Source organism: Roseibium sp. HPY-6 (assembly GCF_040530035.1).
In the GTDB taxonomy this organism is placed as follows: domain Bacteria; phylum Pseudomonadota; class Alphaproteobacteria; order Rhizobiales; family Stappiaceae; genus Roseibium.
In genome coordinates, this window is sequence record NZ_JBEWCD010000003.1 from 794,465 (window position 1) to 820,532 (window position 26,068).

Sequence of the window (26,068 nt, forward strand, 5' to 3'; positions counted from 1 at the left end):
GTGGAGCAAGAGTTTACACCCTTGAGAGTTTGCGGGAAACCGCTTCGGCCGCATGTGCTGAAAGAGAACCGAAGCGTTCTTCCGCATTGTCGGGCAGGTTGACGTTCGGGACCGAGATGCCGATCGCCGCGACTGCTTCACCGTCCGGTAGTTTGATCGCAGCTCCAAAACTCAAAATGCGGTCGCGGAATTCACCCGTGTCGAATGCATAGCCGCGCATTTGCGTGGCTTCGATGTCCGCATCGAGCTGGCTCAGCGAGGTCAAGGTGCGGTTCGTGAACGACTGCAGGGGCTCCGACAGTTTTTCCCGCAAGCTGGTATAGTTCGCCGCCAGGATTGCCTTGCCGGTCCCGACACAATGGATCGGCGCCGATCCGCCGATCGGGTTCCAGGACCGGATCGGCTTCTTGCTCTCGATTTTGTCGATGTAGACGACATTGAATTGTTCGGGGACCGCCAGGTAGATCGTCTCACCCGTCTCGTCGGCGAGATACGCCATTTCAGGAGCCGCGAGTTCTCTTAGGTTGAGACTGTCGACCGTCGAGCGTCCGACTTGCCACATCTTGAGCGTTACCGCGTAGCTGCCGTCTTCCCGTTGTGCGACATAGCCAAGTCTGGAAAGCGTTTGCAGCAGGCGGAACGTATTCGACTTGGTCAGGTCCAGCGCGCGGGAGATCTCGGTGACACCTAGTGACCGGCGCGCTTCGGCGAGCTTTTCGAGGATTGCCAGGCCTTTGGAGAGTGTGGAATCTACTTTAGCTTCGGTCGGTTTTTTTTCGGACATAGTCAGTCTTTGCTGGCGGTTTTTGGCAATGTAGCGGACGTATCCGCAAAGGTAAATCGAGGCGGTACATGTGCCTGGACCGGAGGAACGGACCCTTGCGGCAGCCGGATTTCGATGTTTGTCGAATGCGCAGCTGTGCTTTGTGTGAGCGACGACGTCCTGTGGTCATGCGTCAGAACGTTCGGGTTCCCATGTCGGTCGCGCTGATCCGGGCTTGAGAAATCCGGGTCATACCAGGCACCGGTCCAAAGAAACACGCATCCTTCGCGAATGTCTTCCGTCACCCTGGCACCGGCAAGGCAGCGACCACGGGCGTTGTAAAGCTCGACGACGTCGCCGTCGGAGATGTCCCGTTTGGCTGCATCTCTCGGGTGAATCAGGACAGGCTCGCGCTCCTTGATCTTCGACGCGAGGCTTGTTGCGCCGTTATCGAGCTGGCTGTGGAGACGGGTTCCTGGCTGGCCCGAAACCAGTGCGAGCGGATAGGTCTGGTCATTCGCAGCTGCCCTGTCTCTTGGCTCAAACCAGCTCGCATGCCCCGGGCAATCCGGCAGGTTCATATCGTCTATTGTCTGGGAGTACAGTTCGATACGTCCACTCGGTGTCGGTAGCGCAAATTTTTCCGGTTCGGCCCGGTAGTCCGAAAGGAAGACCTGGTTCGGCGACGGGTCGGGCAAGGTGATCACGTCACCTGAAATGAATGTGTTCCAATCCGGCAACGCGATCCCGTGTTCTTTGGCGGCCGTTCTCGTTTCTTCCCAGAGCCTGATGAGCCAGCCGTGCTCGTCGAGGCCTTCTGAGAAACCATCCACATTTCCAAGGCGCCTTGAGAGGTCGCAGTAGATGTCGAATTCGGTTCGCGCCTCGCCGGGAGGAGCAGCACAGGCAGGCATCGGGATCAGCGCGTTGTCCGATTTGCCGGCACCAAAATCGGTTCGTTCCTGCGGCGCTGCCACGGGCAGGACGATGTCAGCGTGGCGAGCCGTCGCGGTCCAGTTGATCTCATTGACGACAATCGTGTCCGGCGTTGCAAAAGCGCGCCTCAGCCGGTTCAGGTCCTGATGATGGTGAAACGGATTGCCGCCCGCCCACCAGACCATCTTCGCGTTCGGTAGTGTCTGCTTTTGACCCAGATAGGTATAGTCCTGCCCGGGGTGCAGCAGCATTTCTGAAATCATGCTCACCGGAATGAAGTCCGGTATCTGGCGTTGCCCCTGTGACAGCGCGCCGGGGCGGAATATCCGCTCGATATTGCCGATATTGCCATTGACGCCGTAACCGATCGTGAAGCCGCCTCCCGGAAGACCGACCTGACCGAGCATGGCCCCAAGCGAAACGGTCATCCAGAGGGGCTGCTCCCCGTAGTCGGCGCGTTGCAGGCTGGCAGCGCACGAGATCATTGTGCGCTTTGCGGCCATTTCCCGAGCGAGCAGTCTCAGCTTCGCAGCTGGGATGCCGGAACGTTCTGCGGCCCATTCCGGTGTTTTGGCTATGCCGTCCGTTTCTCCGCGAAGATAGGCAGCCAGTTGGTCGAAGCCGACGCTGTAGCGGTCAAGGAAGTTCTGGTCGTGCAGATTTTCTTCCAAAAGTGTATGGGCGATGCCCATCATGACGGCGACGTCTGTGCCAGGTAGCGGCGCAATCCATTCAGCGTCGACGGTATCCAGTACATCGCTTCGCAGCGGACTGAAATTGACGAAGCGGACGCCCTTGCGGGCACACTTGGCAAGGTTGTCGCCAAGCCGGTGTTGTGAGATGCCGCCGTCGCTGACCTGGGCGTTGCGCATGGCGAGGCCGCCAAACAGAACGACAAGCTCGCTATGCTCTGCAATGACGGACCAGCGCGTGGCCTGCGCGACGTGCTTCCGGAACGGGCCCAGTATGAACGGCATCAGGCCCAAAGCCGCATTGTAGCTGTAGTTTCCTTCCGAGCGGACGAACCCGCCCTCGGTGTTGAGGAACCGTTTGAGCTGGCTCTGGGCATGATGAAAACGGCCCGCGCTCGACCAACCGTAGGAACCGGCAAAAATCGCATTGTTGCCGTGGGTCTCCCTGACCCTTTTCAGCTCATCGGCCAGGAGATCGATCACCGTGTCCCAGCTGACTTCGACAAAGGGCTCTTCTCCGCGCGTTGAAGGACCGGGCCCGTTTTCGAGCCAGCCTTTGCGCACGGCGGGCCGTAGAACGCGGGCCTGGCCGTTCAGGCTTGAGGCAATGTTGCCGTTGATGGGGGAGGGTTCGGGATCTGCAGGATGCGGGTCGACCGAGGCGATCCGGCCGTTTTCGACCTGAACGCAGCCGATACCCCAGTGATTTGAAGTGAGTGGCATTTCTGTTTCGCTAACCAGAACAAATTTTCTATATATTGACACACATAAGGACCAGTGTCATCAATTCAACACTACTCGAATTCGGGAGCCCACCAGAATGAAAACGACGACACTGGCCGATGCCCTGGTACACGGCGGCAGGCCTGATGGTCCCGAGGGAAGACAGGTGAACTGGCCTGTGGAGTTGGGATCCACCGTCGTCTTCGACACGCTCGAAGCCTTCGAAGCGGCAAGAGAAGCGCGTTACGAAAACGGAACGCCGTATTACGGCCGCTATGGAAATGCGGCGACATTTTCGCTTGAGGATCTACTTGCTGAGCTCGACGGTGCGGACGGAGTGACGCTGACGTCTTCAGGCGTGTCGGCGATTACTTCAACGCTGCTGGCCCTGGCAACACCGGGCGCGCATCTGCTCGTTGCCGAAAATCTTTACGGCAACACCAGAAGTTTCTGCGACGGCATTCTCGCAGCCATGAATGTTTCAATCGAACCTTTCGATCCAATGAGCGGCATCGACGGCAAGATACGCGAAAACACGTTTGCAGTTATGGCGGAAGCGCCCGGATCCGGCACGTTTGAGGTCTGCGATCTGCCGCAAATTGCGCGCGTGGCCAAAAAAAGAGGCGTGCCCGTCGTTTTCGACAACACCTGGGCCTCGCCGGTCTTCTGCAAACCCTTGGCGCTCGGTGCGGATGTGGTCGTCTATTCCGGATCAAAGCATCTTTGCGGGCACTCCGACGCGATGATGGGTGTCATTGCTGCAAGCGGGCCACTTCACGAGCGCATCCGCAAGACTGTCATGCTGCTCGGCGACAAACCCGGCGCTCAGGAAGTCTTTCTAACGTTGCGGGGCGTACGCACTCTGAAAATGCGGATGGAACATCAGGATCGCGCCGGCAAGGAGATGGCACTCTGGCTGTCGCAGCAGCCATGCATTGACAGGGTGCTTCATCCGGCGTTCGAGAGCTGTCCCGGGCACCAAAACTGGAAACGCGACTTTTCCGGAGCCGCAGGCCTCTTTTCCGCGATTTTCAAACAGACTGCCGATCAGAACTTCCGCTCCTTCGTCAATGCGTTGCGGTGTTTCGGGATCGGGGTGAGCTGGGGCGGCTACGAAAGCCTCGTCCTGCCTATGACGTCAGACCGAAGCCGGCAACTCGGCGCGGGACCGTTGCTGCGCTTCAGCATCGGGTTCGACGATCTGGATACGCTCAAGACCGATCTGCGCCAAGCCTTCCATCTCCTTCAAGACTAGGTCAGTCATGCAAAACAAGATCGACCATTTCGCCATCGGGTGTTCAGACCTCGAAACAGGTGTTGCCTATATTCAGGAAAAGCTGGGGGTAAGCGTTCCCAAAGGCGGCAAACATGCGGCAATGAGCACGCACAACTGCGTCATGCAGGCGGGAAACGAGAGCTTTTTCGAACTCATCGCGATTGATCCGGACGCACCGGATCCTGGCCGGGCGCGATGGTTTACGCTCGATGATCCGGCGACCCAAAAGAGATTGAGCGAGCGGCCACGGGCGCTGACATGGGTCGTGAATACAACGGACCTTGACCGGGTTATCGCTGACAGCCCTGTCGATCTGGGAGAGGTGGTGGACTTCGCGCGTGGAGACCGGACCTGGAGGCTTACCGTCCCGCGCGACGGAAGCCTTCCCGAAAACGGTCTGTTGCCGGCCTTTATTGAATGGTCACCCGGTCCCCACCCCTCGACCGGCCAGCAGGATCTTGAGGTGAGACTGCAATCCGTGCAGCTCACGCATCCCGACCCGTCGCGGATCGAGGCAATGCTCGACGCCCTGAATGTGAGGCATCTGGCAGACGTCTCGCAGGGTGAGGCAGGACTGGCATTTGCGCTGAATGCCTCGTCAGGATCCGTCCTTCTGGACTGACCGAGACGGACTGATCAAGACGGATTGAACCGAACGGAATGATCCTTTTTTCGCGCGCCGGCGCCTAGAGTTCGTTGACCGGGACTTTCAGGAAGGTTTTTCCGCTGTCGTCGGCCGGTGGCAGCTTTCCGGCACGCATGTTGACCTGAATGGACGGGATAATCAGCTTCGGCATGGCCAGCTGCGCATCGCGTTCCGTGCGGAACTTGACGAAGTCCTCCTTCGACTTGCCACCGCCGACATGGATGTTGTGCTCTTTCTCGTCGCCGACCGTGGTCTCCCACTGGATGTCGCGCCCGTTCGGGCCATAGTCGTGGCACATGTAAAGCCGCATCTCGTCCGGCAGCGCCAGGACCTTCTGGATTGAATCGTAGAGCATGGCCGCATCACCGCCCGGAAAGTCCGCCCGCGCAGAGCCCCCGTCCGGCATGAACAGCGTATCGCCCGCAAAGGCGGCATTCCCCATCACATGCACCATGCAGGCCGGTGTGTGCCCCGGGGTCGACATGGCAAAGGCCGTCATCCCGCCGATCGTGTAGGTATCGCCGTCCTGGAACAGGCGGTCGAACTGGCTGCCGTCGCGCTGGAACTCCGTGCCTTCATTGAACACCTTGCCGAAGGTTTCCTGCACCACGGTGATCTTGTCACCGATGCCCAGCTTGCCGCCGAGCTTTTGCTGGATATAGGGCGCACCGGACAGGTGGTCGGCATGGACATGAGTTTCGATCAGCCATTCCAGTTCCAGGCCGTTGTCCTGGATATAGGCGATGATTTCGTCCGCATTGTCATAGGTGATGCGCCCGGCGGCGAAGTCGATATCCATGACGCTGTCGACGACGGCGCAGGCATTCGACGACGGGTCCTTGACCACATAGCTGATGGTATTCGTTGCCGGATCGAAGAACGCCTTCACCTCGGGGACAACAGCCATGTCGACCGGGTAATTCGAACGGATCATCATCTTTCCTCCTGCGGACGGCCCTTGGCACTGCAAACCGAGTTTCAGGTAACTCCTAGGGCGTTGCAATCAAATTCCAAGCCTTGGCCAATCGCTCAACGCGTGACGGACTGCGTTGCGCGGGTCTCGAACGGACCCGGCATGCCCAGGGAATATGCGTCAACGCGATATCCTGCCCATTGACCGGTCATAAAGGTGAAAATTTGGCCTCTTTGACCCGGAACACCAGAATTCACTTGACTCATTTTCGAGTGACCGTAACCTATTAAATGGAACACATGTTCTGATATATAAAACAGGGAACAGCTAAAATGGCAACCAATATTGCAAAAATCGCCTGCGCGGTTGCGTTTGCCGCAGGTGTTGCGGCTCCCGTAACAGCCGTTGCGAAAAGTTCGACAGTTACGGCCATTGAGGAACGGGGAACTCTTTTGTGCAGCGGCCACAACGGCAGCTACTTCGGATTTGTTGAAGTGAATGACAAAAACGAGTGGAAGGGCCTGGACATCGACATGTGCCGTGCCCTGACCACCGCGATCCTCGGCGACCCGGACAAGGCTCAGATAGTACCGCTCAGCTGGGCGCAGCGCTTTCCGGCGCTTCAGTCAGGTGATGTCGATGTGATCATCAAGGCGACCGGTTGGACGATGGGGCGCGATACCGAGGTAGGATTGCAGTTCAGCCTGCCTTACTTTTTCGGCGGAACCCAGTTCATGGCGCATGGCGACCTGGGCATCACGGAAGCGAAAGAACTCGACGGCGGCACCATCTGTGTTGAAGCCGGAACCACAATCGAGCGTCTTGCAGGAAATTATCTCAAGACGCTTGGCATCGAACACACCATGGTGTCCTACGAAAAGGCGTCTGAACTGCGGGCTGCCTATCTTGCGAACCGCTGCGATGCCTTCGCGGCGTGGGGACCGTTCCTGGCTGTCCTGCGCGCGACAGAACTTGAAAAGCCCGATGCCCATATCATCCTGTCGGACCAGCTCTCCAACGAACCGATTGCTGCAGCCATGCGCCAGGGGGACGAAGAATTCGTCGATATGGTCAACTGGATGATTGCAGCTCTTCTGATCGCAGAAGAAGAAGGTGTCACGTCTGCAAACGTGGAAGAAATGGCGTCCAATCCGCCAAATCCGAAAATCGCCCGCCTTCTTGGCGTTGACCCCGGCATGGGCGAGCGCCTCGGCATCCGCGACACATGGGCAAAGGAAATGATCGCGGCCACGGGTAATTTCGGCGAGATTTATGATCGCAATCTCGGCAAAGGCTCTCCTTACAAGCTCGAGCGCGGGCTGAACAACCTGTGGAGCCACGGCGGCGTTCTCTACGCACCGATCCTCGACTAGGACAAGTTCGCAGGGCGGCGGCAGTGTGAGCTGCTGCCGCCTTTTGATTGTGTTGCGGCAAGGAGGATCCGGAAATGGATGCTGCGGCTCTCAAGCTAAGGCGCAGTCGTCGGGATATGCTCGTCCAGGCGCTTCTCGTGGTTTTTGTGGTTCTCGTAATCTGGGTTGCGATATCGACAGCCCACACGAACCTGACTGAACTCAACATGACGAGCGGTTTCGGGTTTCTCGAGCGGGCGACCGGCTGGTCCTACTCCTTTTCGCTTATCGACCGGAGCATTGACGACAGCTACTCCAGAACGCTGCTGATCGGCTTTCTGAACACGCTGTTTTTGGGACTGATCTGTATAGTTCTGTCGACCATACTCGGGTTCGCCATCGGAACCGCCAGAGATGCGCGGCAGCTTGGTTTGAACGCCCTTGCCACGGTCTACATCCAGCTTTTCCGCAACCTCCCGCTCATTCTTCAACTTGTCTTCTGGTATGCGGTGCTGATCCACATGCCGGGGCCGCGCCAGGCCTTTACGATGGGTGAGGTTGCGTTTCTGTCGAACCGGGGCCTGATGTTGCCCGGGTTCAACGTTTCTCCAACCGTCGTGTTGGCTATGTTTGCCGTTATTGCGCTGTTGGCGGTGGTGATTTTCCGCCAGAAAAGCTTGCAACCGGTGCAGAAGCTGCTTCTCTGGCTGGTCTCGGGCAGTGGCGCGATGCTCCTGCTTGCCTGGATTTTCGCACCTGCGGACAGCTCGATCTTTTCGATACCTGCCCAGCAGGGTCTGCGGTTTCGAGGCGGGATCGGCGTTCCGATAGAACTCGTCGCGATGATCCTTGCGATAACGCTTTATGGATCTGCCTATATTGCCGAAGTCGTTCGAGGAGGCCTCAACGAGGTTCCAAGCGGTCTTACCGAGGCCGGCAAGGCCCTTGGCCTCTCCTCGCGCGCCATCTGGTTCCACGTCAAGATGCCGATGGCGCTGCGCACCATCATGCCGCCACTCGGCAACCAGTGGATCTTCATCATGAAGGCCACAACGCTCGGCGTTGCGATCGGGTTCAGTGACTTGTTCTACATCGTCTCGACGTCGATTACCCAATCCGGCCAGACGCTGGAGCTCATGGGCCTGTTGATGCTGTCTTTCCTGTTGATCAACTACTCGTTGGCCCAGCTCGTCAATTTCATGAATGCGCGCCTCGCGCTGAAAGGGCACTGACATGGCTTTGGCGAGTGAACTTCCGGCTCAATCGGATAGATGGACGACTTTTGCAAACACCCTCAAGAAGCGGGCGTTCAGGAGTCCAAGTGACAGTTTCACGAGCGTTTTCATCTTCGGGTTGATGCTCTACATGGCCTGGACGCTCATCGACTGGGCGATCTTGAGCGCCGTCTGGAGAGCTGAAGATGTCGAGCATTGTGCGAACGCCGGCGGCGCATGCTGGTCTGTCATTGCCGCGCGCCATCGTCTGATCCTGTTCGGGCTCTATCCGTTTGAAGAGCATTGGCGCTCGACACTGGCTTGCCTCGCGATCGTTGCAACGGTGGTCCTGTCGTGCCTGCCGCGCTTCTGGAGCACCAGCCGACTGGTAACGCTCTGGATCGTCGGGTTTGGCGCCTATGTGGTGCTCATGGATGGTCGCCTGATCGGACAGCCTATCGTGACGACCGACCAGTGGGGCGGACTGGCATTGACGCTGTTCATGTTTTCCGCGGTCGTTCTGCTCGGAATGCCTTTGGGGCTGCTTCTTGCCCTGGCGCGCAGATCCAAGCTGCCGGTGGTCCGGGGCGCAGCGTCCCTGTTGATCGACTTCATCCGGTCGCTCCCGCTGCTGACAACGCTGTTCGCGGCTGCTGTCGTTATTCCGCTTTTGCTGCCTGATTGGCTGAACGGCGACAAGATCTGGCGCGTCATCGTCGGTTTTGCGCTCTTCTTTGCCTGTTATCAGGCAGAGGTGTTTCGCGGTGGATTTCAGGCAATTCCGAAGGGCCAGTTCGAGGCGGGCAAGGCGTTGGGCCTGACACCGTTCCAGACGCTGTCGCGCATCGTCATGCCACAGGTATTCCGTCATGCATTGCCGTCAACGATCAACATGGTCGTCGTGACATTCAAGGAAACCGCGATCGTGATCATCATCGGCTTCTTCGACGTTCTCGCCTCTGCAAACGCCGCATTCGGCACGGTCGAGTGGGCGCCCTATTACATCGAGGTATACGCGTTTGTCGGCGCGATCTACTGGATCTTCATCTTCTCGCTGAGCCAGTATGGTGAGTACCTGAAGGCGCGGATGGCTGTCGCCAAGCGCTAGTCGAACAGGTGCGGCCGCGGATAACTGGCCGCACCAGGCCCCAACGTCAGATGAACTTCGCGACGTCCTCAATGTGAATGCCGGCGCAGTCGATCACCGGAAATGCCTTCTCGTCATCGGCAAAGAGTGCGTTCAGATCCGTCCCGCCCAGCATGACACCCTCTGCGCCGCGGGCAACAAGGTCTTGCGCAGCTGAAACGAAGATGTCGCGGAGCTCCTCGCTCGGCTCGCCGCTTTGCGCAAGCTTGATATAGGCTTCGTGGACAAGACCGAGTTCCGCTCCCTCGGGAGCCAGAACCTCCACCGGCGCAAGTTTGCCGTACATGCCCGTTTTCATCACGGTCTCTGTTCCCAGTATGCCGACACGCGTCATGCCCTTCGCGCCCAGCCAGGAAGAGAGCGCCTTTGTGATGTCCACAAGCGGCAACGGAGAAACGGCGGCAAACTCGTCAATGCAGAAATGACCGGCGATTGAGGTCACGACAACGTTTTCTGCGCCTGCTGCCACAAGCCGTTCTGTCAGCCGCATATAGATGCCGCACTGTGCTGACCGGTCGTCTGCGGCGAGATTGGCGATTAGCGTTCGGGTGTCCGCATGCACAATCGTCAGGTCCAGATCAAGACCTTTGTCGGCCGCGATCCGGATGAGTTTGCGATAGTAGAAATCGGTTGCGGCGGGTCCGATGCCGCCGATCAGTCCAATATGCAATTCTGGTCTCCTGCCGGGCTCAGTCCAATTTGCCGGGAGCTTATCCGAGTGGTTCCGTTTCTCAAGTCAGGAAAGATCGACCGGTTTGCTTCTCAGCCGTCCGACGGTCTCTGGCTCCGCACGCCGGCAGGCGACGGGAGGTAGGCCTTTTGCAATCTGCGTCATGTCTTCCAGAACGAGTGCGCCGATCTGTTGGAGGGCGGAGGTAAGCGCGCCCGCACGATGGGCGGAGAACAGGATGCCCGGAACGTTCCGGATCGGGTCGTCGGCAGCGACAGGTTCTTCCGGGAACACGTCCGTCGCGATGCGCAGGCGGCCTTTGGACGCCTCGTTTGCAAGGGCGTTGAAATCGACGATCGCCGCCCGGCTCAAAAGAACCAGCATCGCCTGATCCTGCATCATCGAAAGCTTTTCAGCGTCGAGCAGATGGGCGTTCTCCGTTGTGATGGAGGCCACGACAAAGATCACTCGGTTCTGTTGCAAAAGGTCATCCAGGGATGCGGGTTCGACACCAAGGCGGCGCAGATGATTGTCGGGCAGCCAGGGGTCGAACGCCGAGACCTTCGCCTGGAACGGCGCAAGCAGTTTGTGAAGGGCGCGTCCAAGATCTCCGAAGCCGACAAAGCCGATATTGCCGCAGGTCAGCAGCTCGGCCTCCGTGTTGCCTTCAAGGCCGTATTTTTCGTTCCCCGAGAGAAAGTCGCTGTGGCTGGAGTGAACGTCGCGCGCCAGCGACAGCGCCATGCAAAGACCCATTTCGGCAACGGGCAGCGCGAAAACCGAGGCCGGTGTCAGAACGTGCACACCGCGCCGCAGGCAGGCGGCATAGTCCACATTTGGGAGAAAATTCGTTTCGACATTGATGAGCGCCTTGAGCTTTGCCGCCCGCTCAAGCCTGTCGGCTTCCATGGCCTGCTGGCTGATGATGATGTCGGCCTCCGGCAGATAGCGCTCGTAGGCCGCATCGCGCTCCGAAGGATCAATCTCGATCACGTCAAACTCGGAGAAGAATCTGTTCCGGTCATCGATGCTGAAGATCTCATCCGTCTGGCGCGGCGCGGGATCATAAAGAACTCGCATCTTTCGTTTCTCCCAAAAAACGATTTACATCATAAAACGTTTTTTCTAGCATTGGCGCAAGGAGGAGTTTGTCGATGCCCGACAAGGCTGCGCAAAAGCAGCGGGGGTCGAGGCCGTCCATCCGCGACGTTGCGCGGAAGGCGGGGGTTTCACCCGGATGCGTTTCCAATGTGATCAACGGCCGCCGCAAGCTGGACGATCCCATCGGCCGTGCCGTGCTGCAGGCGGTGCGCGATCTCGGGTATCGCCGCAACACCATGGCGTCCAATCTCCGGCGCAGCCAGAGCCGGATCATCGGGCTCGTAATTCCGAATTTTGAGAACCCGTTCTTCGCTGAACTGGTCGCAAAGCTGGAACACCGGGCCGAAGCCACCAATTACCGCATCGTTGCCACTTCAAGTCGGGAAGACGCCGATATCGAAGCGCGGGAGATTGACGAGCTGGTTGGATGGCGCGTGGCGGGAGTATTTGTAATCCCCTCGCTTTATTCCCGTGCTGCGGAGCTTGTTGCGGCCAACGAGACGCCCTTTGTCTTTCTTGACCGCATTCAGCAGGATGCTGCGACCGACGGTGTCGGGGTCAACAATGCCGACGCCAGCGCGATGTTGATGCGCAAACTCTTTGAAACCGGTCATCGCCGCATCCTTGTCGCTTATTTGGGAGACGGGATCGACAATGTCGCGGAACGCCTGGAAGGGGTGCGTGCTGCCGTTGCCGGACATAACGAGACAGTCGCCGTCGACTATCTGCCGACAGGCGACAGCGTTGAGGGAGCACGCGCTGCGCTTGGGTCATATTTTGACGAAAACCCAAAGCCGGACGCCGTTTTCTGCCTGTTCAATACGGCTACGTTGGCTGCCTATGGCTTGCTGCAGGAACGGGGTTTTGTCCTGGGGCGCGACACCGCACTCGCCGGTTTCGACGACAGCGCCTGGATGGCGCATGTTCATCCGCCCGTTGCGGCAATCGTCCAGCCCATCGAGGAAATCGCAAGGGTTGCCTGGGAGCGGCTCTTGGCCCGGATAGAGGGCGACCGGTCGCCCCCGGAAACGATCCGCATTGATTGCCGCGTGGAGACCCGGGGATCCCTTGGTCCCGGTCAGTCGCCGGAGCGGTGAAAAGAATACCGGCGTGAGTGCGCCGGGTTGGAAGTGAGGGTGACGCAGAAGCGCCCGAAACGCACAGACGACAAAAGTGGAGGAAAGCAAATGTTCAAGGAGTTGACTGTAACTGCCTTTGTGGCGCTGCTGGCCGTACCAGCACAGGCCGAAACCTATGGCGTTCTGATGAAAACCCTGTCGAATCCGTTTTGGGGTGCAATGGAACTGGGCGTCCGCGACGGCGCCAGTGAAGCGGGCGTTGAATACTATCTGCAGGCCGTGGAAAGCGATCAGGCCGCCGAGCCGCAGCTTAACGTCTGCAATACGATGCTTGAGCGTCAGCCCGATGCGATGATCACCGCGGCAATCAACTCGACGATCCTGTTGCCCTGCCTGAAACGGGCGACCGAAATGGGCATTCCGGTCGTCGATCTTGACGGCAATCTTGACCACAAGATTGCCACCGATGCAGGCGTCGACATCGCGTTCTCGATCGGCTCGGACAATGTGGCCGCGGGTGCCCAGGGCGCGGAGTGGCTCGTCGGTCAGGTCGGTGCGGATGCCACAGGCCCGGTTCTGGTCATTGAGGGCCTGTCCGGCAATGTCACGGGTCAGAAGCGTGCCAATGGTTTTTCGGAAAAACTTGCCGAACTGGCTCCCGGGCTTGAAATCGTTGCCTCGCTTCCGGGGGACTGGGATCGCGGCAAGGCTGCCAACATCACCAACGATATCCTGACATCCAATCCGGAACTCGTCGCCATATTCGCCGCAAATGACGGCATGGCGCTCGGTGCGGTTGAAACCGTCTACGCAGCTGGAAAAGGCGATCAGGTGACGGTGATTGGTGTTGATGGTAATTCCGATGCGGTCAAGTCGATCAAGTCCGGCCGGCTCAATGCGTCCGTGGCGCAGCTGCCGTATCTGGTCGGCAAGCAGGCCGTCGAGATGGTGAAGGCCGGTGGCGATCAGCCGGACTGGGTCTATGTCCCGACCATGGTGCTGACAAAGGAGGTGCTTGAAAGCGGCTCCGACCCGATGCTCGAATACGTCAAGTAACAGCAACAATGCGGGCCGCCGGATCGATGAATGTTCGACCGTGACCGGTTGAACAAACAAAAGCCGGTCTGGCGGCCCGCATACTCCGGGTGGGCACATGCTGAAAATCCTTGAAAGAACACACGTGCGCGCAGAGTCGCTGGCCGTTCTCCTCGTACTGATCGGCATCATGGCGGTGCTGTCGCCCGTGACAGGGTCGGGCGTGCGTGTCTTTCTGACCGCAAACAATTTCTTCAACATCATTTTGGCGAGCGCGACGTTCGGCATTCTGGCAATCGGTGCAACCTTCGTGATCAGCGCAGCCGGGATTGATCTCTCGCTCGGCTCAGTTCTGGGGCTGGCATCGGTCACGGGCGCGGCCCTTGTCGTTACGCTCGAGATGCCCTGGTATTTTGCGATCATCGGTTCATTGTGCGCGGGTGCCGCTGCCGGGGCGGTCAACGGTTTCATTATCACGCGCGGACGGGTTCCCGCGTTCATTGTGACACTCGGAATGCTCGGCATCGCGCGCGGACTGGCGCTGATCATTTCCAGCGGACGCGGAATTTACGGGCTGCCGGAGGAAATCCTGTTTCTCGGACAGGCGCGGCCATTCGGCGTCCCGACGCCTGTCTTCATTCTTCTCTTCGTCGCGCTTGCCTCTCACTATGTGCTGGCGCACACCCCGTTTGGACATCACACGCTCGCGCTAGGTGACAATGAGAATTCCGCGCGCGCCACCGGCATCAACATCCGGCGGCAGCGCATGATGCTTTATACGATCTCCGGCCTGATGGCAGGTATTGCCGGGCTGATTTTCACTGCACGCGTCAACACCGGCGATCCGACCGCCGGTTTGAACTATGAGCTTCTGGCGATCACCGCCGCGATCATTGGTGGGACGAACCTCTTCGGCGGACGCGGATCTATCCTCGGAACGATGATTGGCGCGCTCATCATGGGTGTCTTGCAGAACGGGCTCAACCTGATGGCCGTGCAGGCCTATTACCAGCAGATGGCCATCGGCGCGGTCCTGATCGCTGCTGTCTGGCTCGACCAGATCCGGACACGGGGGAGGTCGCTGCAATGAGCCTTCTGGAACTCTCCGGTGTCGAGAAGAGTTTTGGCCCTGTTCAGGTCCTGCATGGGGTCAACCTGACGGTTGATGCGGGCGAGGTGATCGGTCTCGTTGGCGACAACGGCGCCGGCAAATCCACTCTCATGAAAACAATCACCGGGGTCTACACGACAGACAAGGGACGCATCAGTTTTAACGGCACTGATGTCACCGGCCGGAATCCCGGCGAGCGCCGCGAAAGCGGCATCGAAATGATCTATCAGGATCTTGCACTCGCGCCGCAACAGGACGTCGCCAACAACATTTTTCTAGGGCGGGAGCCGACCAAACGCTTTCTCGGCCTGTTGCCGGGCTTTGTCGACAAGTCGAAGATCGATGCGGAGGCCCAGCACATGATCGACAGGCTGGGTGTCCATGTTCCCTCGATCCACCTGCCGGTCGGCATGCTGTCGGGCGGTCAGCAGCAGACCATCGCGATTGCCCGCGCCCTGACGTTCAAACCGAAGCTGGTGATCATGGACGAGCCGACAGCAGCCTTGGCCGTACGTGAGGTGGAAAGCGTGCTGAACCTGATCCGGCAAATGCGCGACGAAGGCATCGCGACAATTCTGATCAGCCATCGCCTCAACGATGTCTTTGAAGCCTGCGGCCGTATCGTGGTACTGCGCCGTGGAAATGTCATTGCCGATTTGAAACGGGACGAAACCGACATGGCGGAAGTCGTCTCTTACATCGTTGGTGCACACGGATAGGAACGCGATATGCCCCGTCTTGGACTGCATGGCCTTGCCTTCACCCCGCTCTGGAATCCCGGGGAAGCAGACCGCCTGTTGCCGCCGATTACCGCCCATGGCGTGACGGTCATTGAAACACCGCTTCTGGACCCCAAGAATTATGACAGTCTCGGCACCAGACGCGCGGCTGAGCGCAATGGCGTTGAGATCGTCTGTTCCCTCGGCCTGCCGGCCGACATCGACATCGTGCGCAATCCCGGAGACGCCGTCGACTATCTCGGTTTTGCGCTGCAGGTGGCGCGCGACGCTGGCGCGGGCGCACTGTCCGGCGTCACCTACGGAACAATCGGCAAGACCTCGGGCGCGCCGGTCACGGAGCGTGAAAGCGATGCGATCTGCCGTCTTGTTGACCGGGTGGCGCAAAAGGCGCGGGATCTGAATATGCGCCTCGGACTGGAGCCCTGCAACCGGTACGAGACCCACCTCTTGAACACGGCCCGACAAACCGCCGAAATCATCGAGAGGGTCGGGGCGCAGAATGTGTTCATTCATCTGGACACCTATCACATGAATATCGAGGAAGCGGGCATGGCGGACGGGTTTGCGGATGCAGCCGAGCATCTCGGATATGTGCACCTGTCTGAATCCAATCGCGGCGTGCCCGGGCGGGGGACGCTCGACTGGGCGGCGACCTTCAAGGGACTGGCCGATGTCGGCTTCGAGGGCACAATGACGCTGGAGAGTTTTGTCTATCTGGCTCCGGAGATCGCATCCGGTCTGGCAGTCTGGCGGCCCGTTACCGATCGCCCGGAGGATGTCATCGAGGTCGGACTTCCATTCCTCGTCGAGCAGGCAGAAGCAGCGGGGCTACGGCTGTCGTGACCGCGCCCCAGGACATTTCGGTTGAAGACCTTGCGGCCCGGATCGTGGAGCGCGGGCAAACGCAGCGAAGCATCACCGCGGTCTGCGGCCCGCCGGGCGCGGGAAAGTCTACCCTCTCCGATGAACTTGCCGCAAAGCTGAACGAAAAGGACCCAGGCAGTGCTGCCGTCTTCCCGATGGACGGCTACCATTACGATGACCTGATCCTGAATGCGCGCGGATGGCGTCCGCGAAAAGGCGCGCCGCACACGTTCGATGTCGGCGGCTTCCGGCACATGCTGATGCGGCTCAAGCGAAACGAGGAAGACGAAATCGCGGTCCCCGTCTTTGACCGCAGCATCGAGATCGCGCGCAACAGTGCGCGTGTCATTCCGAGGTCAGTCCGGAACCTGATCGTCGAGGGAAACTACCTTCTGCTCGACGAAGCCCCCTGGCGCGACCTGGTGCCGCTCTTTGACACCACGGTCTTTTTGAGCGTCCCGCTCACCGAACTTGAACGACGTCTTGCCGAACGATGGCAGGACCTTTCAGAAACGGACCGCAAGGCAAAGCTGGAAGAAAACGATCTGCCGAACGCCCGACGGGTTGTCAATGGCAGCCTGCCGGCGGAATTCCAGATCGTCTTCAGACCCTGAATAGGGCGGCTGTTTTACAGCCCCTGCCTATCGACCCATCCAGCCTCCATCGATCGTCACGATGGAGCCGTGCATGTAGTCTGAGGCGCCAGAAGCCAGGAAGACGGCCGGACCGGCAAAGTCCTCCGTATTGCCCCAGCGCCCGGCAGGAATACGCTCCAGGATTGACTTCGACCGCACCGGGTCGTTGCGTAGTGCTTCGGTGTTGTCGGTCGCGATGTAACCGGGCGCAATGGCATTCACATTCACGCCTTTTGCGGCCCATTCATTCGCAAATGCCTTGGTCAGCTGGCCGATCCCGCCTTTTGAAGCCGCGTAGCCCGGAACGGTAATGCCGCCCTGAAAGGTCAGCAGGGACGCCGTGAAGATGATTTTGCCGGAGCCGCGCGCGACCATTCCCGACCCGATCTCGCGGGTCAAAAGGAATTGCGAGGATAGATTGATTTCAATCACCTCATCCCAGATATCATCGCCGTGCTCGGTGAGTGGCGCCCGTTTGATCGTACCGGCATTGTTCACCAGGATATCGACGACGGGATGCTCTTCGTTGACCTGCGCCGCGAAGGCCTTCAAGGCTGACCGGTCGCCAAAATCGCATTGGTAGGCGTGAAAGTTCCTGCCAAGTGCCTTGACCTCGGTTTCGACCGCGCTGCCGGAGCTTTCCAGGCTGGCACTGACGCCGATGATATCCGCCCCGGCCTCAGCGAGGGCCACCGCCATGGCCTTGCCGATCCCGCGTTTAGCGCCTGTGACAAGTGCGGTTTTTCCGGCAAGGCTGAAACTGTCCAAAACACTCATGCGTCGTTCCCGGTAATCTGGATCATGGATTTGATGGCGCTCGGATTTTGGGTCAGCGCTTCAAAAGCGCTCTGGATATCCTTGAGCGGCTGGATGTCGGTGATGAAACTGGAGCAGTCGACAACGCCTTGCGCCAGAAGCTGCATGGCCTGATCGTAATCCTCGGGCCGGTAAACGCGGGCTCCGAAGAGTTCCAACTCGCGCCAGAAGAAGCGGAACATGTCCACATCCGGCTTTTTCGCATGGATGGCAACCATCACGATGCGGCCACGTGCGGCGGCGGCATCCGTCATCAGGTCGACCCCGGGCTGGCTTCCAGAAACCTCGAACACCACGTCCGCGCCCTTGCCTCCCGTAAGGTCATTGACCTGTTCGGCGGCATCAGACGTTTTCGGATTGATGGTCTTGAAGCCAAGCTTGTCCGCGTAGGCAAGCCGGTTTTCGCTGATCTCGCTGATCGTGACGTTGCCGCCGGCATTGCGCGCGACAAGGGCGACCAGAAGTCCGATCGGGCCTCCGCCGATCACAAGCACGTCTTCGCCCGCCTTGACTTGCGCCCGGCTGACGTCGTGGCAGGCAACGGCCAGCGGTTCGATCAGGGCGGCGTGGGCAAGATCGAGGCCCTCGGGAAGAACATGGATCGTGTGCGCCGGGACGTTCCAGTATTCCTGGAAGGCTCCTTCCGTATCGATCCCGATGAATTTGAGGTTGTGGCAGATATGCTCATGGCCCGCGAGACAGGCCGGACATTCGCCGCAATGATCAAGCGGCCTGACGACAATCCGGTCTCCTTCCGCCAGGCCGTCGACGCCATCTCCGACGGACGCGATGGTGCCGGACATCTCGTGGCCGATCGTGCGCTCAAAGCCGACACGCTGGTCCATGTGACCGAGAAAGATATGGAGATCGGTCCCGCAGATGCCGCAGTAAGCCACCTTGATCTGGACTTCACCGGGCCCTGGAGCGGGCACCTGTTTTTGTTCGAGTGAAAATGTTTTGTCGCCGCGATAAACGGCAGCGTTGCTGAGCATGAAGACCTCTAGTGGGTAAGGATTTTGTGGGGTTCAAGAAGCGCCCAATCGAAGACGACCCCGGTACCCGGTGTCTCCGGGGCAACCGCAAGATGGTTTTCTACCTTGAGCGGCTGCTTCGTATATTGATCGATCGGGAAGGAATGGACCTCGATCCAGCCTGCATTCACTTGTCCGGATACCAGACTGACATGAAGCTCCTGCATGCCGTGACTACAGATCGGCAGATTGTGCTGACGTGACAGATCGGCAACCTGCAGAAAGCCTGTCACGCCGCCGCAGTTGGAGGCGTCCGGCTGGATGAAACTGAGTTTGGCATCCCTGAATGCGTATTCGAATTCATGGATCGTGTGCAGATTTTCACCCATTGCAAGCGGGCAACCCGTTGCGTCCGCGATCTTGCCATATCCTATGTAGTCGTCCGGAATGGTCGGCTCCTCGAACCAGAGAATATCGTACGGCGCGAACGCGCGTGCCGCGTTGATCGCTTCGTCTACAGACATGGAATAATTCGCGTCGACCATAAAGGCAATCTCCGGACCGATGAGTTCCCTCACCGCCGCAATCCTTAAGAGGTCTTCCTCAAGGGTCGGCTGGCCTATCTTGATCTTGACGCCGTTGAACCCGCGGTTGAGATATCCTTGAATGCTGTCGAGAAGCTTGGGCAACGGAAAATTGAGGTCGATCCCTCCGCAATAGGCCTTACACCGATTGTCGGCGCCACCGGCCAGTTTCCAGAGCGGCCAGCCGCGTTTCTTGCCTCGGATATCCCACAGCGCAATGTCGACAGCCGAAATCGCGAAGGACGCAATACCGCCGCGGCCGACATAGTGAATATGCCACTGCATGCCGTCATAAAGGTCTTCGACGGCGCTTGCGTCCTGGCCCAACAAAAACGGGGCCAGGTCGTTGTGAACCATGGCGGCAATCGCATGTCCGCCCTTGCCGCCCGTATACGTGTAACCCGTCCCCTCTGTTCCGTCGGTGAGCACAACAGTTACCGTCACCAGTTCGAAGAGCGTGTGATCGCCATGTTTGGCATCGACAAGGACCTCCGCCAGGGGCACATGGAACAGTTTCGTGCGGATCTCCTTGATCGCGGTCATTTGGCGAACTCCACATTCGACTGACGGTTCATGACCCGCGTCTGGAAGAGGATCACGGCGAACAGGAAGGCGCCCCTTATCACCATTTGCCAATAGGCGCTGAAGCTGATCCAGCCCTTGCCGTTTTCAAAGTTCAGGATGTTGAACACGAGACCCAGCAGAAGGGCTCCGGCAACGGTTGCGGGGATCGAACCGAGTCCTCCGGTGAGGAGCGTTCCGCCGACCACGACCGACGCGATGGCCGAAAGCTCCCAGCCGACGCCTTCAAGCGGTTGTCCGGCGCCGAACCCGGACGCCAGGAAAACGCCCGCAAGCCCGGCGCAGCCACCGGAAAGCGCGTAGGCAAAGATCTTGGCACGATTGACCTTGAGCCCCATCATGACGGAAGCGTCTTCGCCGCCGCCGACGGCCAGGATCGTCCGGCCGAGACTGGTCATTTCCAGGACAATCCAGAGGCCGATGACCAGAATGCCGACGATCACGATTGTCCAGGGCACGATCCCCAGGGCCTTTTCCATGCCAAGCTGGGTGAAGTTCGATCCCCAGTCGACGGCAATCGTTTGGGCTCCGGAAATGACGAGCGAGCCACCCTTTGCACCCAGCATCGTCGCGAGTGTCGCGATAAAGGGTGGGATCCTGCCGAAGACGATGCAGACCGCATTGAAAAGGCCAAACGCGACGCCCGAGAGAATGGCAAGCGGCATGGCCACCTCGATCCCATAGGGACTGAGATAGGCCGCAACGACCGAGGTGAAGGCGGCAACGGACCCGACGGACAGGTCGATGCCGCCAGTCAGGATGACAAAACACATACCGACGGAAATCGCGATGAACATCGCGTTGTAGTTCAGGAAGGACGTGATGTTGTAGGCACTGCCGAAATTGTCGTAGCGCAACAGTCCGAAGGCGATCAGCACGAACAGCGCGATCCACACCGCTACCGATTGCGGGTTGCGCGAGATGTATTTGCGCATGTCAAAAGCGTTTTGATCAAGCACGGTCTTATTCCTTTCGCGCTTGCTGGATGTAAACGGCAGCCAGGATGATCGCGGCCTTGGCGATGAGCGCGACCTCGTCTTCGACGCCGTTGGCCAGCAAAGTGTATTTGACCAGCTGGATGATGACGGCGCCGAGGATAGCCCCGAATATCGGTGCTTTTCCGCCCTGTAGCAGCGCACCACCGACGACGGCTGCTGCAATTGCGTCAAGCTCCATGAGATTGCCGTTCCGGGCCGCATCCGAGGCGGAATTGATGGCAACGACGATCAGGCCGGCGAGACCTGAGAGAACGGAACAGATGACATAGGCACCGATCTTGACGCGGCGCACCGGACCGCCGGCGAGCCTTGCGGCCCGCTCGTTGCCGCCGATCGCCAGAAGGTATCGGCCGAAGATTGTCCGGTTCACCACCCAGAACAGCAGGCAGGCGATCGCCAGGGCCAACCACCCCTGGAAAGGAAACCCGAGGATCTTGCCGGTTCCCAGATAGCTGAATTCGGGATTGGAGAAGGTCTGAAGATTTCCGTTGGTGAGGACCTGCGCGATGCCTCTGCCTGAAATGAACAGGATGAGCGTCGCGATGATGGGCTGCACCTTGAGGACCGACACGATGATGCCGTTGAACAGGCCGCATACCAGAGCAGCTGCCAGCGGAAACAATAGCGCTGCGATCAGCCCGAGGACCGGATAGGCCTGCCCGAAATCGGACAGGAAGATCAAGGGCGCCAGGGCACCCGAGAGGGCCATCACCGCGCCGACGGACAGGTCGATGCCGCCCGTCGCGATCACCAGTGTCATGCCCATCGCGACAATCGCGATTGTCGCGACCTGGGAAATATTGACCGCGAGCGTCTGGGTCTGGAGAAAGTTCGGCGTCACGATGATGTTGAAGACCAGAATGACCGCCAGTGCGATCAGGCCTCCGTGGTCTTTCAGGCGGGACGTATAATCTGTGCGCATGGTCTCTTCCGATGTCACACTGGTCATGTCGTTGCATCCTCGTGATGGGCAAGCGCTCTGACCAGGGCATTTTCGGTAATGCCCGGATTGGTCAGCTCTGAAACTGCCTTGCCTTCATGCATCACGACGATGCGGTTGGCACCTTCCACCAGCTCTTCGAATTCCGAGCTGATCAGGATGACAGCGTGGCCCTCGTCGACGAAGGTCCGGATGATTGCCTGGATTTCGCGCTTAGCACCGACATCGACGCCACGCGTGGGTTCATCGAGGATCAGGATGTCGGGCTTGGTGGCCAACCAGCGGGCGAGCAGGACCTTCTGCTGATTGCCGCCGGAAAGCTCACGAATGGGTTGATCCATGTGTGACGTCTTGATGCCGAGTTTTCGGATGAACGCGTCGACGAGCTCCTTTTCGCGTTCCCGGTCGATCTGCCCGTTCCGCCGAAGGCTGGGCAGGAGCGCGAGCGTCAGGTTTTCCCGGACGGACATGTCCGGAACGATGCCCTCTGCCTTCCGGTCTTCTGTCAGGAAACCGATCCTGGCGCGGATTGCTTCGGAAGGTTCTGCCGGCTTGAACTCCTTGCCCTTCAGCCTGATGGTTCCGGAGGCTAGGGGATCCAGTCCAAAAATGCTTCTTGCCGCTTCGGTGCGGCCTGACCCGAGCAGGCCGCCAAGACCGACAATTTCACCTCGGTGGAGAGACATTGAAAAGTCCGACAACCTTGGGCCCGTGGCGACTTTGTCGACATCAAGCACGACTTCGTCGAAGGCCGCACTGCCGCCTGCCAGCTCGGTCAGGCCTTCCGCCTCGATTTCTTCGGCGTTGCGGCCGAGCATGGCTGCGATCAGGTCCAGCTTTGACGTATCGGCGATTTGTCGGCAGCCAACCGTCTGCCCGTCGCGCATGATGGTCACGCGGTCGCAGATCTGGAACAGTTCGTCGAGAAAATGCGACACATAAAGTACGGAAACGCCGGATGATTTGAGTTCCCTGACGACGCCGAACAGGATTTCGACCTCGGAACTGTCCAGTGACGAGGTCGGTTCATCCATGATGACAAGCTTGGCGTCCATGGATACGGCGCGCGCGATCGCCACCAGTTGCTGGATCGCGGTGGAATAGCTGCCGAGCGGCGCGGTGACGTCGATTTCAATGCCGAAGCGGGAGAGAATTTCGCGGGTGCGCCTGTGCGCTTCCGGCCAGTTGATCATGAAACCGAAGGATTTCGGTTCCTGGCCCATCACGACATTCTCGCTGACGGAACGCAGCGGAACGAGGTTCAGTTCCTGGTAGATTGTTGCGATTCCGGCGTTTTGCGCCTCACGCGGCGACGACAAATGGCTGGGGGCACCAGCGAATGTGACCTCGCCCTCGTCCCGGCGATAAAGCCCTGTGAGGATCTTGATCAGCGTCGATTTGCCCGCGCCGTTTTGGCCAATGAGTGCATGAACTTCGCCGGGTTCGATCTCAAGAGATGCGTTTCGCAGCGCCGGAACGCCGCCGAAATGCTTCTTGATCCCGGTCATGGTGAGCAGAGGTGCCATATCGGCTCCTGTCAGCACGAAAGAAAAAGAGCCGGAAGGGGGATCCCTTCCGGCCGATGGGATCAATAAGCTTCGTCGATATGCTCTGGAGCATTTGCTTGGGTGAAGATCCGGTCTTTAACCTGTACCCAATGCTCGATGGTTTCACCGGCTGCATACCGTTTCATCGTTTCGCAGGCGAGCGGTCCGAAGAACGGCGAGCTTTCGACAGTCACACCCATTTTTCCGTCGATGATCGCCTGAAGCGCGTCCCGTGTACCGTCGATCGAGACGATCAGAACGTCTTCGCCCGGCTTGCGTCCGGCCAGTTCAAGCGCCTGGATGGCACCGATCGCCATTTCATCGTTGTGGGCATAGACGATGTTGACGTCGGGGTGCGCCTGCAGCAGCGTTTCCATGACCTGGCGGCCGAGATCGCGGGCAAAGTCGCCGGACTGCGAGGCAACGATCTCAAAGCGGTCGTCCTGCAGGATGCGGTCATCGAACCCTTTCTTGCGGTCATTTGCCGGCGATGAGCCCGTTGTTCCTTCCAGTTCGACAATGATACCCTTGTCACCCTTGAAGTTTTCGATGGTCCACTCTGCAACGCGTCGGCCCTGATCGATGAAATCGGACCCGAGGAAGGCCACGAAGTCTTCGCCCGGCTTGGCGGCATTCGGATCGACGGAGCGGTCAACCAGGAATGTCGGTATGCCTGCTGCCTTCGCTTTTTTCACTGCAGGAATGAGCGGTTTTTCTTCGCGCGGCGGCAGGAACAGGACATCAATGCCTTGAGCGATCATGCTGTCGACATCAGCGACCTGCTTGGCCGCAGAACCGGCCGCATCCGTCGCGATCAGGTCCCAGCCACAGCTCTCGGCCGTATCGTGAAAGGATTTGGTTTCTGCGATCCGCCACGGATTGTTGGATTCCATCTGCGCAAAGCCGACCTTGTAGCGGTCTTTCTGCTCAAGCGGCGGCAGCCCGGCAGCCGAAGCGATTGAAGTCACTGCGCCAAAAGCTATCGCAGTAGCAAGCAAGAGAGTACGTTTCATCATTTCCTCCACTTTGGTGCGACCAGAATCCCCCCGGCCGCGAGAACTTGAGGCTCTAACCCCAATTCAGGTAGGCGGTCTGCTTGCGCAGATAGCCGTCGAAGCCGTAACGGCCGTCTTCTCCTCCAAGCCCGGAAAGGCCCCAGCCGGTGTGGAACCCCTGCACCGCCTCGCCGTTGGACCGGTTGAGGTACAGTTCGCCAAATTTCAGGCGGTAGGGTGCTTCGGCCAGACGCTTGTAGTCGCGGGTGAAAAGGTATGCAGACAGCCCAAATGGTGTGTCGTTGGCGTATGCGATCGCCATGTCGAAATCGTCGACCCTGACAGCCGTTGCCACGGGCCCGAAGACCTCATCCTGGACGGCAGGATTGTCGTTTCGCGTTGCTTCCAGAACGGTGGGTGCGAGCCAGTGTCCTTTCGAAAAGGGGCCTTCCTCCAGAATGCCGCCCGCAAGAAGGACGTCAGCGCCGGACGAAATGCTTTGGGCGACGATGTCGGCAACCTTGTCCCGCTCCACGCGGCTGACCTTTGGGCCAAGGTCGACATTGGAGAGCGGGTCGCCGATCGTCAGCGCTTTGGACGCGACGACGAATTTTTCAAGAAACTCGTCTGCAATCGCGCTGTGCAGATACATGCGTTCGTTGCAGGTGCAGATCTGTCCGCAGTTGGTGTAGCGGGCCGCGACTGCCGCCGAGACCGCACTGTCGATGTCAGCATCTTCCATGACAAGGAAGGGTGCCTTGCCTCCAAGTTCGAGGCGAATGACCTTGATGTCTTCTGCGCCGGATCTGTAGATCTCGCGACCCGCGCGCGTGCTTCCGGTCATCGTGACGAGATCGGAGAGCGAACTCTGGACGAGGGCTTCCCCGACGACGCGTCCTCGACCAGTGATCACGTTGAATACACCTGCCGGAAATCCGGCTTTCTCGCTCAATCTTGCAAGCGCGAGCCCCGACAGCGGTGTTGCTTCGTGTGAGAGCAGGACGAATGTGTTTCCGGCGACCAGCGCAGGTCCGAGCTTTCGCGCTGCCAGGGCAAAGGGATAATTCCAGGCAGTCAGACCAACGACGACGCCGTAAGGATGACGTCTGATATGGATCTCTTCCGATCGATTGTCCGACGCGACGATATCGCCTTCGATCCTGCGCGCATTTTCGGCCGCGTATCTCAAGAAGGTTATGCCGGCATCAATCTCCTGAAGCGCATGGCTCAGCGGCTTGCCCTGTTCCTGAGTGACAAGGCGTGCCAGGTGCTGTTTTTGTGCCGCGACCTGATCGGCAAGCGCGGCGACAAGTCGGCCGCGTTCGACAGGCGGCATTGCTGACCAAACCGGATAGGCCTTTCTTGCTGAAGCGAGCGCTTCGCCCGCGTCTTCAGCGTTTCCGTCCGGGATTGTCGCGACAACGCTTTCGTTCGCTGGGTTCTCGACTTCGAGAGCGTTCGCCTGGCCGCGTTCTACCCACTGGCCATTGATGAACATCCCGGCGGCCGTGGGCATATCGGAACTGAGGGTAATGTCGAACACGAGGATGAATTGCCTTTGGTATGACCAAACTGTCACAAGTAAGTTGCCAATCGAGACCAAAGTCAATCTTAAATTAGAAAAATGGTTCTTAAAAATAATAAACATATGAAAAACAAGAGATATTTGAGGGTTTCGGTTGAATGTTTGGAAAAAATCGCTTTACGAAAACAAAATTTATGTCATACCAAAATAGAT

24 protein-coding genes are annotated in these 26,068 nt (G+C 58.9%); 11 read left to right on the top strand and 13 right to left on the bottom strand.

Annotation, left to right across the window (positions count from 1 at the left end):
• Positions 1-13: 13 nt before the first annotated feature.
• Together ABVF61_RS29720 and ABVF61_RS29725 are read right to left on the bottom strand one after the other, a co-directional pair.
• Positions 14-784, bottom strand: a complete 771-nt coding sequence (locus ABVF61_RS29720; RefSeq protein WP_353997222.1) for an IclR family transcriptional regulator — start codon at positions 782-784, stop codon at positions 14-16.
• A gap of 2 nt (positions 785-786) precedes the next feature.
• Complete coding sequence (locus ABVF61_RS29725) at positions 787-3,114, bottom strand: molybdopterin-dependent oxidoreductase (protein ID WP_353997223.1); 2,328 nt, start codon at positions 3,112-3,114, stop codon at positions 787-789.
• Between the two features lie 97 nt (positions 3,115-3,211).
• On the opposite strand from ABVF61_RS29725, the gene ABVF61_RS29730 reads away from it, so the two are divergent.
• Complete coding sequence (locus tag ABVF61_RS29730) at positions 3,212-4,369, top strand: trans-sulfuration enzyme family protein (protein ID WP_353997224.1); 1,158 nt, start codon at positions 3,212-3,214, stop codon at positions 4,367-4,369.
• Between the two features lie 7 nt (positions 4,370-4,376).
• A complete protein-coding gene (locus ABVF61_RS29735; RefSeq protein WP_353997225.1) occupies positions 4,377-5,012 on the top strand; it encodes a VOC family protein in 636 nt (211 codons plus the stop codon).
• Positions 5,013-5,076: 64 nt separating this feature from the next.
• Here the strand turns inward: ABVF61_RS29735 and ABVF61_RS29740 are convergent, their stop codons facing one another.
• Positions 5,077-5,970: an MBL fold metallo-hydrolase gene (locus ABVF61_RS29740; RefSeq protein ID WP_353997339.1), complete on the bottom strand. Its 894-nt coding sequence runs from the start codon at positions 5,968-5,970 to the stop codon at positions 5,077-5,079.
• Between the two features lie 311 nt (positions 5,971-6,281).
• On the opposite strand from ABVF61_RS29740, the gene ABVF61_RS29745 reads away from it, so the two are divergent.
• From ABVF61_RS29745 to ABVF61_RS29755, 3 genes are all read left to right on the top strand, one after another.
• On the top strand, positions 6,282-7,322 hold the full coding sequence (locus ABVF61_RS29745; RefSeq protein WP_353997226.1) for an amino acid ABC transporter substrate-binding protein: 1,041 nt from the start codon (positions 6,282-6,284) through the stop codon (positions 7,320-7,322).
• Between the two features lie 74 nt (positions 7,323-7,396).
• Positions 7,397-8,533, top strand: coding sequence for an ABC transporter permease subunit (locus ABVF61_RS29750; RefSeq protein WP_353997227.1), 1,137 nt, complete (start codon positions 7,397-7,399; stop codon positions 8,531-8,533).
• Position 8,534: 1 nt separating this feature from the next.
• Positions 8,535-9,623 carry an amino acid ABC transporter permease gene (locus tag ABVF61_RS29755; RefSeq protein WP_353997228.1) on the top strand — a complete coding sequence of 363 codons (1,089 nt, stop codon included), beginning with the start codon at positions 8,535-8,537 and terminating at the stop codon, positions 9,621-9,623.
• 46 nt (positions 9,624-9,669) lie between these two features.
• Here ABVF61_RS29755 and ABVF61_RS29760 read toward each other — a convergent pair whose 3' ends face one another.
• Together ABVF61_RS29760 and ABVF61_RS29765 are read right to left on the bottom strand one after the other, a co-directional pair.
• Entirely contained in the window at positions 9,670-10,332 is a 663-nt protein-coding gene (locus ABVF61_RS29760) for an aspartate/glutamate racemase family protein (RefSeq protein ID WP_353997229.1), read from the bottom strand.
• 66 nt (positions 10,333-10,398) lie between these two features.
• Complete coding sequence (locus ABVF61_RS29765) at positions 10,399-11,412, bottom strand: NAD(P)-dependent oxidoreductase (protein ID WP_353997230.1); 1,014 nt, start codon at positions 11,410-11,412, stop codon at positions 10,399-10,401.
• A gap of 74 nt (positions 11,413-11,486) precedes the next feature.
• Between ABVF61_RS29765 and ABVF61_RS29770 the strand changes: the two genes are divergently transcribed.
• The 6 genes from ABVF61_RS29770 to ABVF61_RS29795 all read left to right on the top strand — a co-directional run bounded on the left by ABVF61_RS29770 (position 11,487) and on the right by ABVF61_RS29795 (position 16,876).
• The gene (locus ABVF61_RS29770; RefSeq protein ID WP_353997231.1) at positions 11,487-12,530 is read left to right on the top strand and encodes a LacI family DNA-binding transcriptional regulator; all 1,044 of its coding nucleotides are present in this window, start codon (positions 11,487-11,489) and stop codon (positions 12,528-12,530) included.
• 90 nt (positions 12,531-12,620) lie between these two features.
• Positions 12,621-13,568 (top strand): sugar ABC transporter substrate-binding protein, encoded by a 948-nt coding sequence (locus ABVF61_RS29775; RefSeq protein WP_353997232.1) that lies wholly within the window; start codon positions 12,621-12,623, stop codon positions 13,566-13,568.
• A gap of 97 nt (positions 13,569-13,665) precedes the next feature.
• Positions 13,666-14,637, top strand: a complete 972-nt coding sequence (locus tag ABVF61_RS29780; protein WP_353997233.1) for an ABC transporter permease — start codon at positions 13,666-13,668, stop codon at positions 14,635-14,637.
• Positions 14,634-15,377, top strand: a complete 744-nt coding sequence (locus ABVF61_RS29785; protein WP_319385096.1) for an ATP-binding cassette domain-containing protein — start codon at positions 14,634-14,636, stop codon at positions 15,375-15,377. The genes ABVF61_RS29780 and ABVF61_RS29785 overlap by 4 nt, the downstream gene beginning before the upstream one ends.
• Positions 15,378-15,386: 9 nt before the next feature.
• Complete coding sequence (locus tag ABVF61_RS29790; protein ID WP_353997234.1) at positions 15,387-16,241, top strand: sugar phosphate isomerase/epimerase family protein; 855 nt, start codon at positions 15,387-15,389, stop codon at positions 16,239-16,241.
• Positions 16,238-16,876, top strand: coding sequence for a nucleoside/nucleotide kinase family protein (locus ABVF61_RS29795; RefSeq protein ID WP_353997235.1), 639 nt, complete (start codon positions 16,238-16,240; stop codon positions 16,874-16,876). The genes ABVF61_RS29790 and ABVF61_RS29795 overlap by 4 nt, the downstream gene beginning before the upstream one ends.
• Positions 16,877-16,903: 27 nt before the next feature.
• Here the strand turns inward: ABVF61_RS29795 and ABVF61_RS29800 are convergent, their stop codons facing one another.
• The 8 genes from ABVF61_RS29800 to ABVF61_RS29835 all read right to left on the bottom strand — a co-directional run bounded on the left by ABVF61_RS29800 (position 16,904) and on the right by ABVF61_RS29835 (position 25,909).
• Entirely contained in the window at positions 16,904-17,674 is a 771-nt protein-coding gene (locus ABVF61_RS29800; protein WP_353997236.1) for an SDR family NAD(P)-dependent oxidoreductase, read from the bottom strand.
• Complete coding sequence (locus ABVF61_RS29805) at positions 17,671-18,705, bottom strand: zinc-dependent alcohol dehydrogenase (protein WP_353997237.1); 1,035 nt, start codon at positions 18,703-18,705, stop codon at positions 17,671-17,673. Before ABVF61_RS29805 ends, ABVF61_RS29800 begins: the two co-directional genes overlap by 4 nt.
• Positions 18,706-18,713: 8 nt before the next feature.
• Positions 18,714-19,811, bottom strand: coding sequence for a mandelate racemase/muconate lactonizing enzyme family protein (locus ABVF61_RS29810; RefSeq protein WP_353997238.1), 1,098 nt, complete (start codon positions 19,809-19,811; stop codon positions 18,714-18,716).
• The gene (locus ABVF61_RS29815) at positions 19,808-20,785 is read right to left on the bottom strand and encodes an ABC transporter permease (RefSeq protein ID WP_353997340.1); all 978 of its coding nucleotides are present in this window, start codon (positions 20,783-20,785) and stop codon (positions 19,808-19,810) included. The genes ABVF61_RS29810 and ABVF61_RS29815 overlap by 4 nt, the downstream gene beginning before the upstream one ends.
• 28 nt (positions 20,786-20,813) lie before the next feature.
• The gene (locus ABVF61_RS29820; protein ID WP_353997239.1) at positions 20,814-21,797 is read right to left on the bottom strand and encodes an ABC transporter permease; all 984 of its coding nucleotides are present in this window, start codon (positions 21,795-21,797) and stop codon (positions 20,814-20,816) included.
• Entirely contained in the window at positions 21,794-23,314 is a 1,521-nt protein-coding gene (locus tag ABVF61_RS29825; RefSeq protein WP_353997240.1) for a sugar ABC transporter ATP-binding protein, read from the bottom strand. The genes ABVF61_RS29820 and ABVF61_RS29825 overlap by 4 nt, the downstream gene beginning before the upstream one ends.
• 62 nt (positions 23,315-23,376) lie before the next feature.
• A complete protein-coding gene (locus tag ABVF61_RS29830) occupies positions 23,377-24,351 on the bottom strand; it encodes an ABC transporter substrate-binding protein (protein WP_502950029.1) in 975 nt (324 codons plus the stop codon).
• A 52-nt stretch (positions 24,352-24,403) separates the two neighbouring features.
• Positions 24,404-25,909, bottom strand: a complete 1,506-nt coding sequence (locus ABVF61_RS29835; RefSeq protein WP_353997242.1) for an aldehyde dehydrogenase family protein — start codon at positions 25,907-25,909, stop codon at positions 24,404-24,406.
• Positions 25,910-26,068 lie beyond the last annotated feature (159 nt).

What these genes read in the sequence shown, in the direction of transcription:
- ABVF61_RS29720 (WP_353997222.1), bottom strand. Translation starts at nt 784, where the DNA reads ATGTCCGAAAAAAAACCGACCGAAGCTAAAGTAGATTCCACACTCTCC.
- ABVF61_RS29725 (WP_353997223.1), bottom strand. Translation starts at nt 3,114, where the DNA reads ATGCCACTCACTTCAAATCACTGGGGTATCGGCTGCGTTCAGGTCGAA.
- ABVF61_RS29730 (WP_353997224.1), top strand. Translation starts at nt 3,212, where the DNA reads ATGAAAACGACGACACTGGCCGATGCCCTGGTACACGGCGGCAGGCCT.
- ABVF61_RS29735 (WP_353997225.1), top strand. Translation starts at nt 4,377, where the DNA reads ATGCAAAACAAGATCGACCATTTCGCCATCGGGTGTTCAGACCTCGAA.
- ABVF61_RS29740 (WP_353997339.1), bottom strand. Translation starts at nt 5,970, where the DNA reads ATGATCCGTTCGAATTACCCGGTCGACATGGCTGTTGTCCCCGAGGTG.
- ABVF61_RS29745 (WP_353997226.1), top strand. Translation starts at nt 6,282, where the DNA reads ATGGCAACCAATATTGCAAAAATCGCCTGCGCGGTTGCGTTTGCCGCA.
- ABVF61_RS29750 (WP_353997227.1), top strand. Translation starts at nt 7,397, where the DNA reads ATGGATGCTGCGGCTCTCAAGCTAAGGCGCAGTCGTCGGGATATGCTC.
- ABVF61_RS29755 (WP_353997228.1), top strand. Translation starts at nt 8,535, where the DNA reads ATGGCTTTGGCGAGTGAACTTCCGGCTCAATCGGATAGATGGACGACT.
- ABVF61_RS29765 (WP_353997230.1), bottom strand. Translation starts at nt 11,412, where the DNA reads ATGCGAGTTCTTTATGATCCCGCGCCGCGCCAGACGGATGAGATCTTC.
- ABVF61_RS29770 (WP_353997231.1), top strand. Translation starts at nt 11,487, where the DNA reads ATGCCCGACAAGGCTGCGCAAAAGCAGCGGGGGTCGAGGCCGTCCATC.
- ABVF61_RS29775 (WP_353997232.1), top strand. Translation starts at nt 12,621, where the DNA reads ATGTTCAAGGAGTTGACTGTAACTGCCTTTGTGGCGCTGCTGGCCGTA.
- ABVF61_RS29780 (WP_353997233.1), top strand. Translation starts at nt 13,666, where the DNA reads ATGCTGAAAATCCTTGAAAGAACACACGTGCGCGCAGAGTCGCTGGCC.
- ABVF61_RS29785 (WP_319385096.1), top strand. Translation starts at nt 14,634, where the DNA reads ATGAGCCTTCTGGAACTCTCCGGTGTCGAGAAGAGTTTTGGCCCTGTT.
- ABVF61_RS29790 (WP_353997234.1), top strand. Translation starts at nt 15,387, where the DNA reads ATGCCCCGTCTTGGACTGCATGGCCTTGCCTTCACCCCGCTCTGGAAT.
- ABVF61_RS29800 (WP_353997236.1), bottom strand. Translation starts at nt 17,674, where the DNA reads ATGAGTGTTTTGGACAGTTTCAGCCTTGCCGGAAAAACCGCACTTGTC.
- ABVF61_RS29805 (WP_353997237.1), bottom strand. Translation starts at nt 18,705, where the DNA reads ATGCTCAGCAACGCTGCCGTTTATCGCGGCGACAAAACATTTTCACTC.
- ABVF61_RS29810 (WP_353997238.1), bottom strand. Translation starts at nt 19,811, where the DNA reads ATGACCGCGATCAAGGAGATCCGCACGAAACTGTTCCATGTGCCCCTG.
- ABVF61_RS29815 (WP_353997340.1), bottom strand. Translation starts at nt 20,785, where the DNA reads ATGCGCAAATACATCTCGCGCAACCCGCAATCGGTAGCGGTGTGGATC.
- ABVF61_RS29820 (WP_353997239.1), bottom strand. Translation starts at nt 21,797, where the DNA reads ATGACCAGTGTGACATCGGAAGAGACCATGCGCACAGATTATACGTCC.
- ABVF61_RS29825 (WP_353997240.1), bottom strand. Translation starts at nt 23,314, where the DNA reads ATGGCACCTCTGCTCACCATGACCGGGATCAAGAAGCATTTCGGCGGC.
- ABVF61_RS29830 (WP_502950029.1), bottom strand. Translation starts at nt 24,351, where the DNA reads ATGATGAAACGTACTCTCTTGCTTGCTACTGCGATAGCTTTTGGCGCA.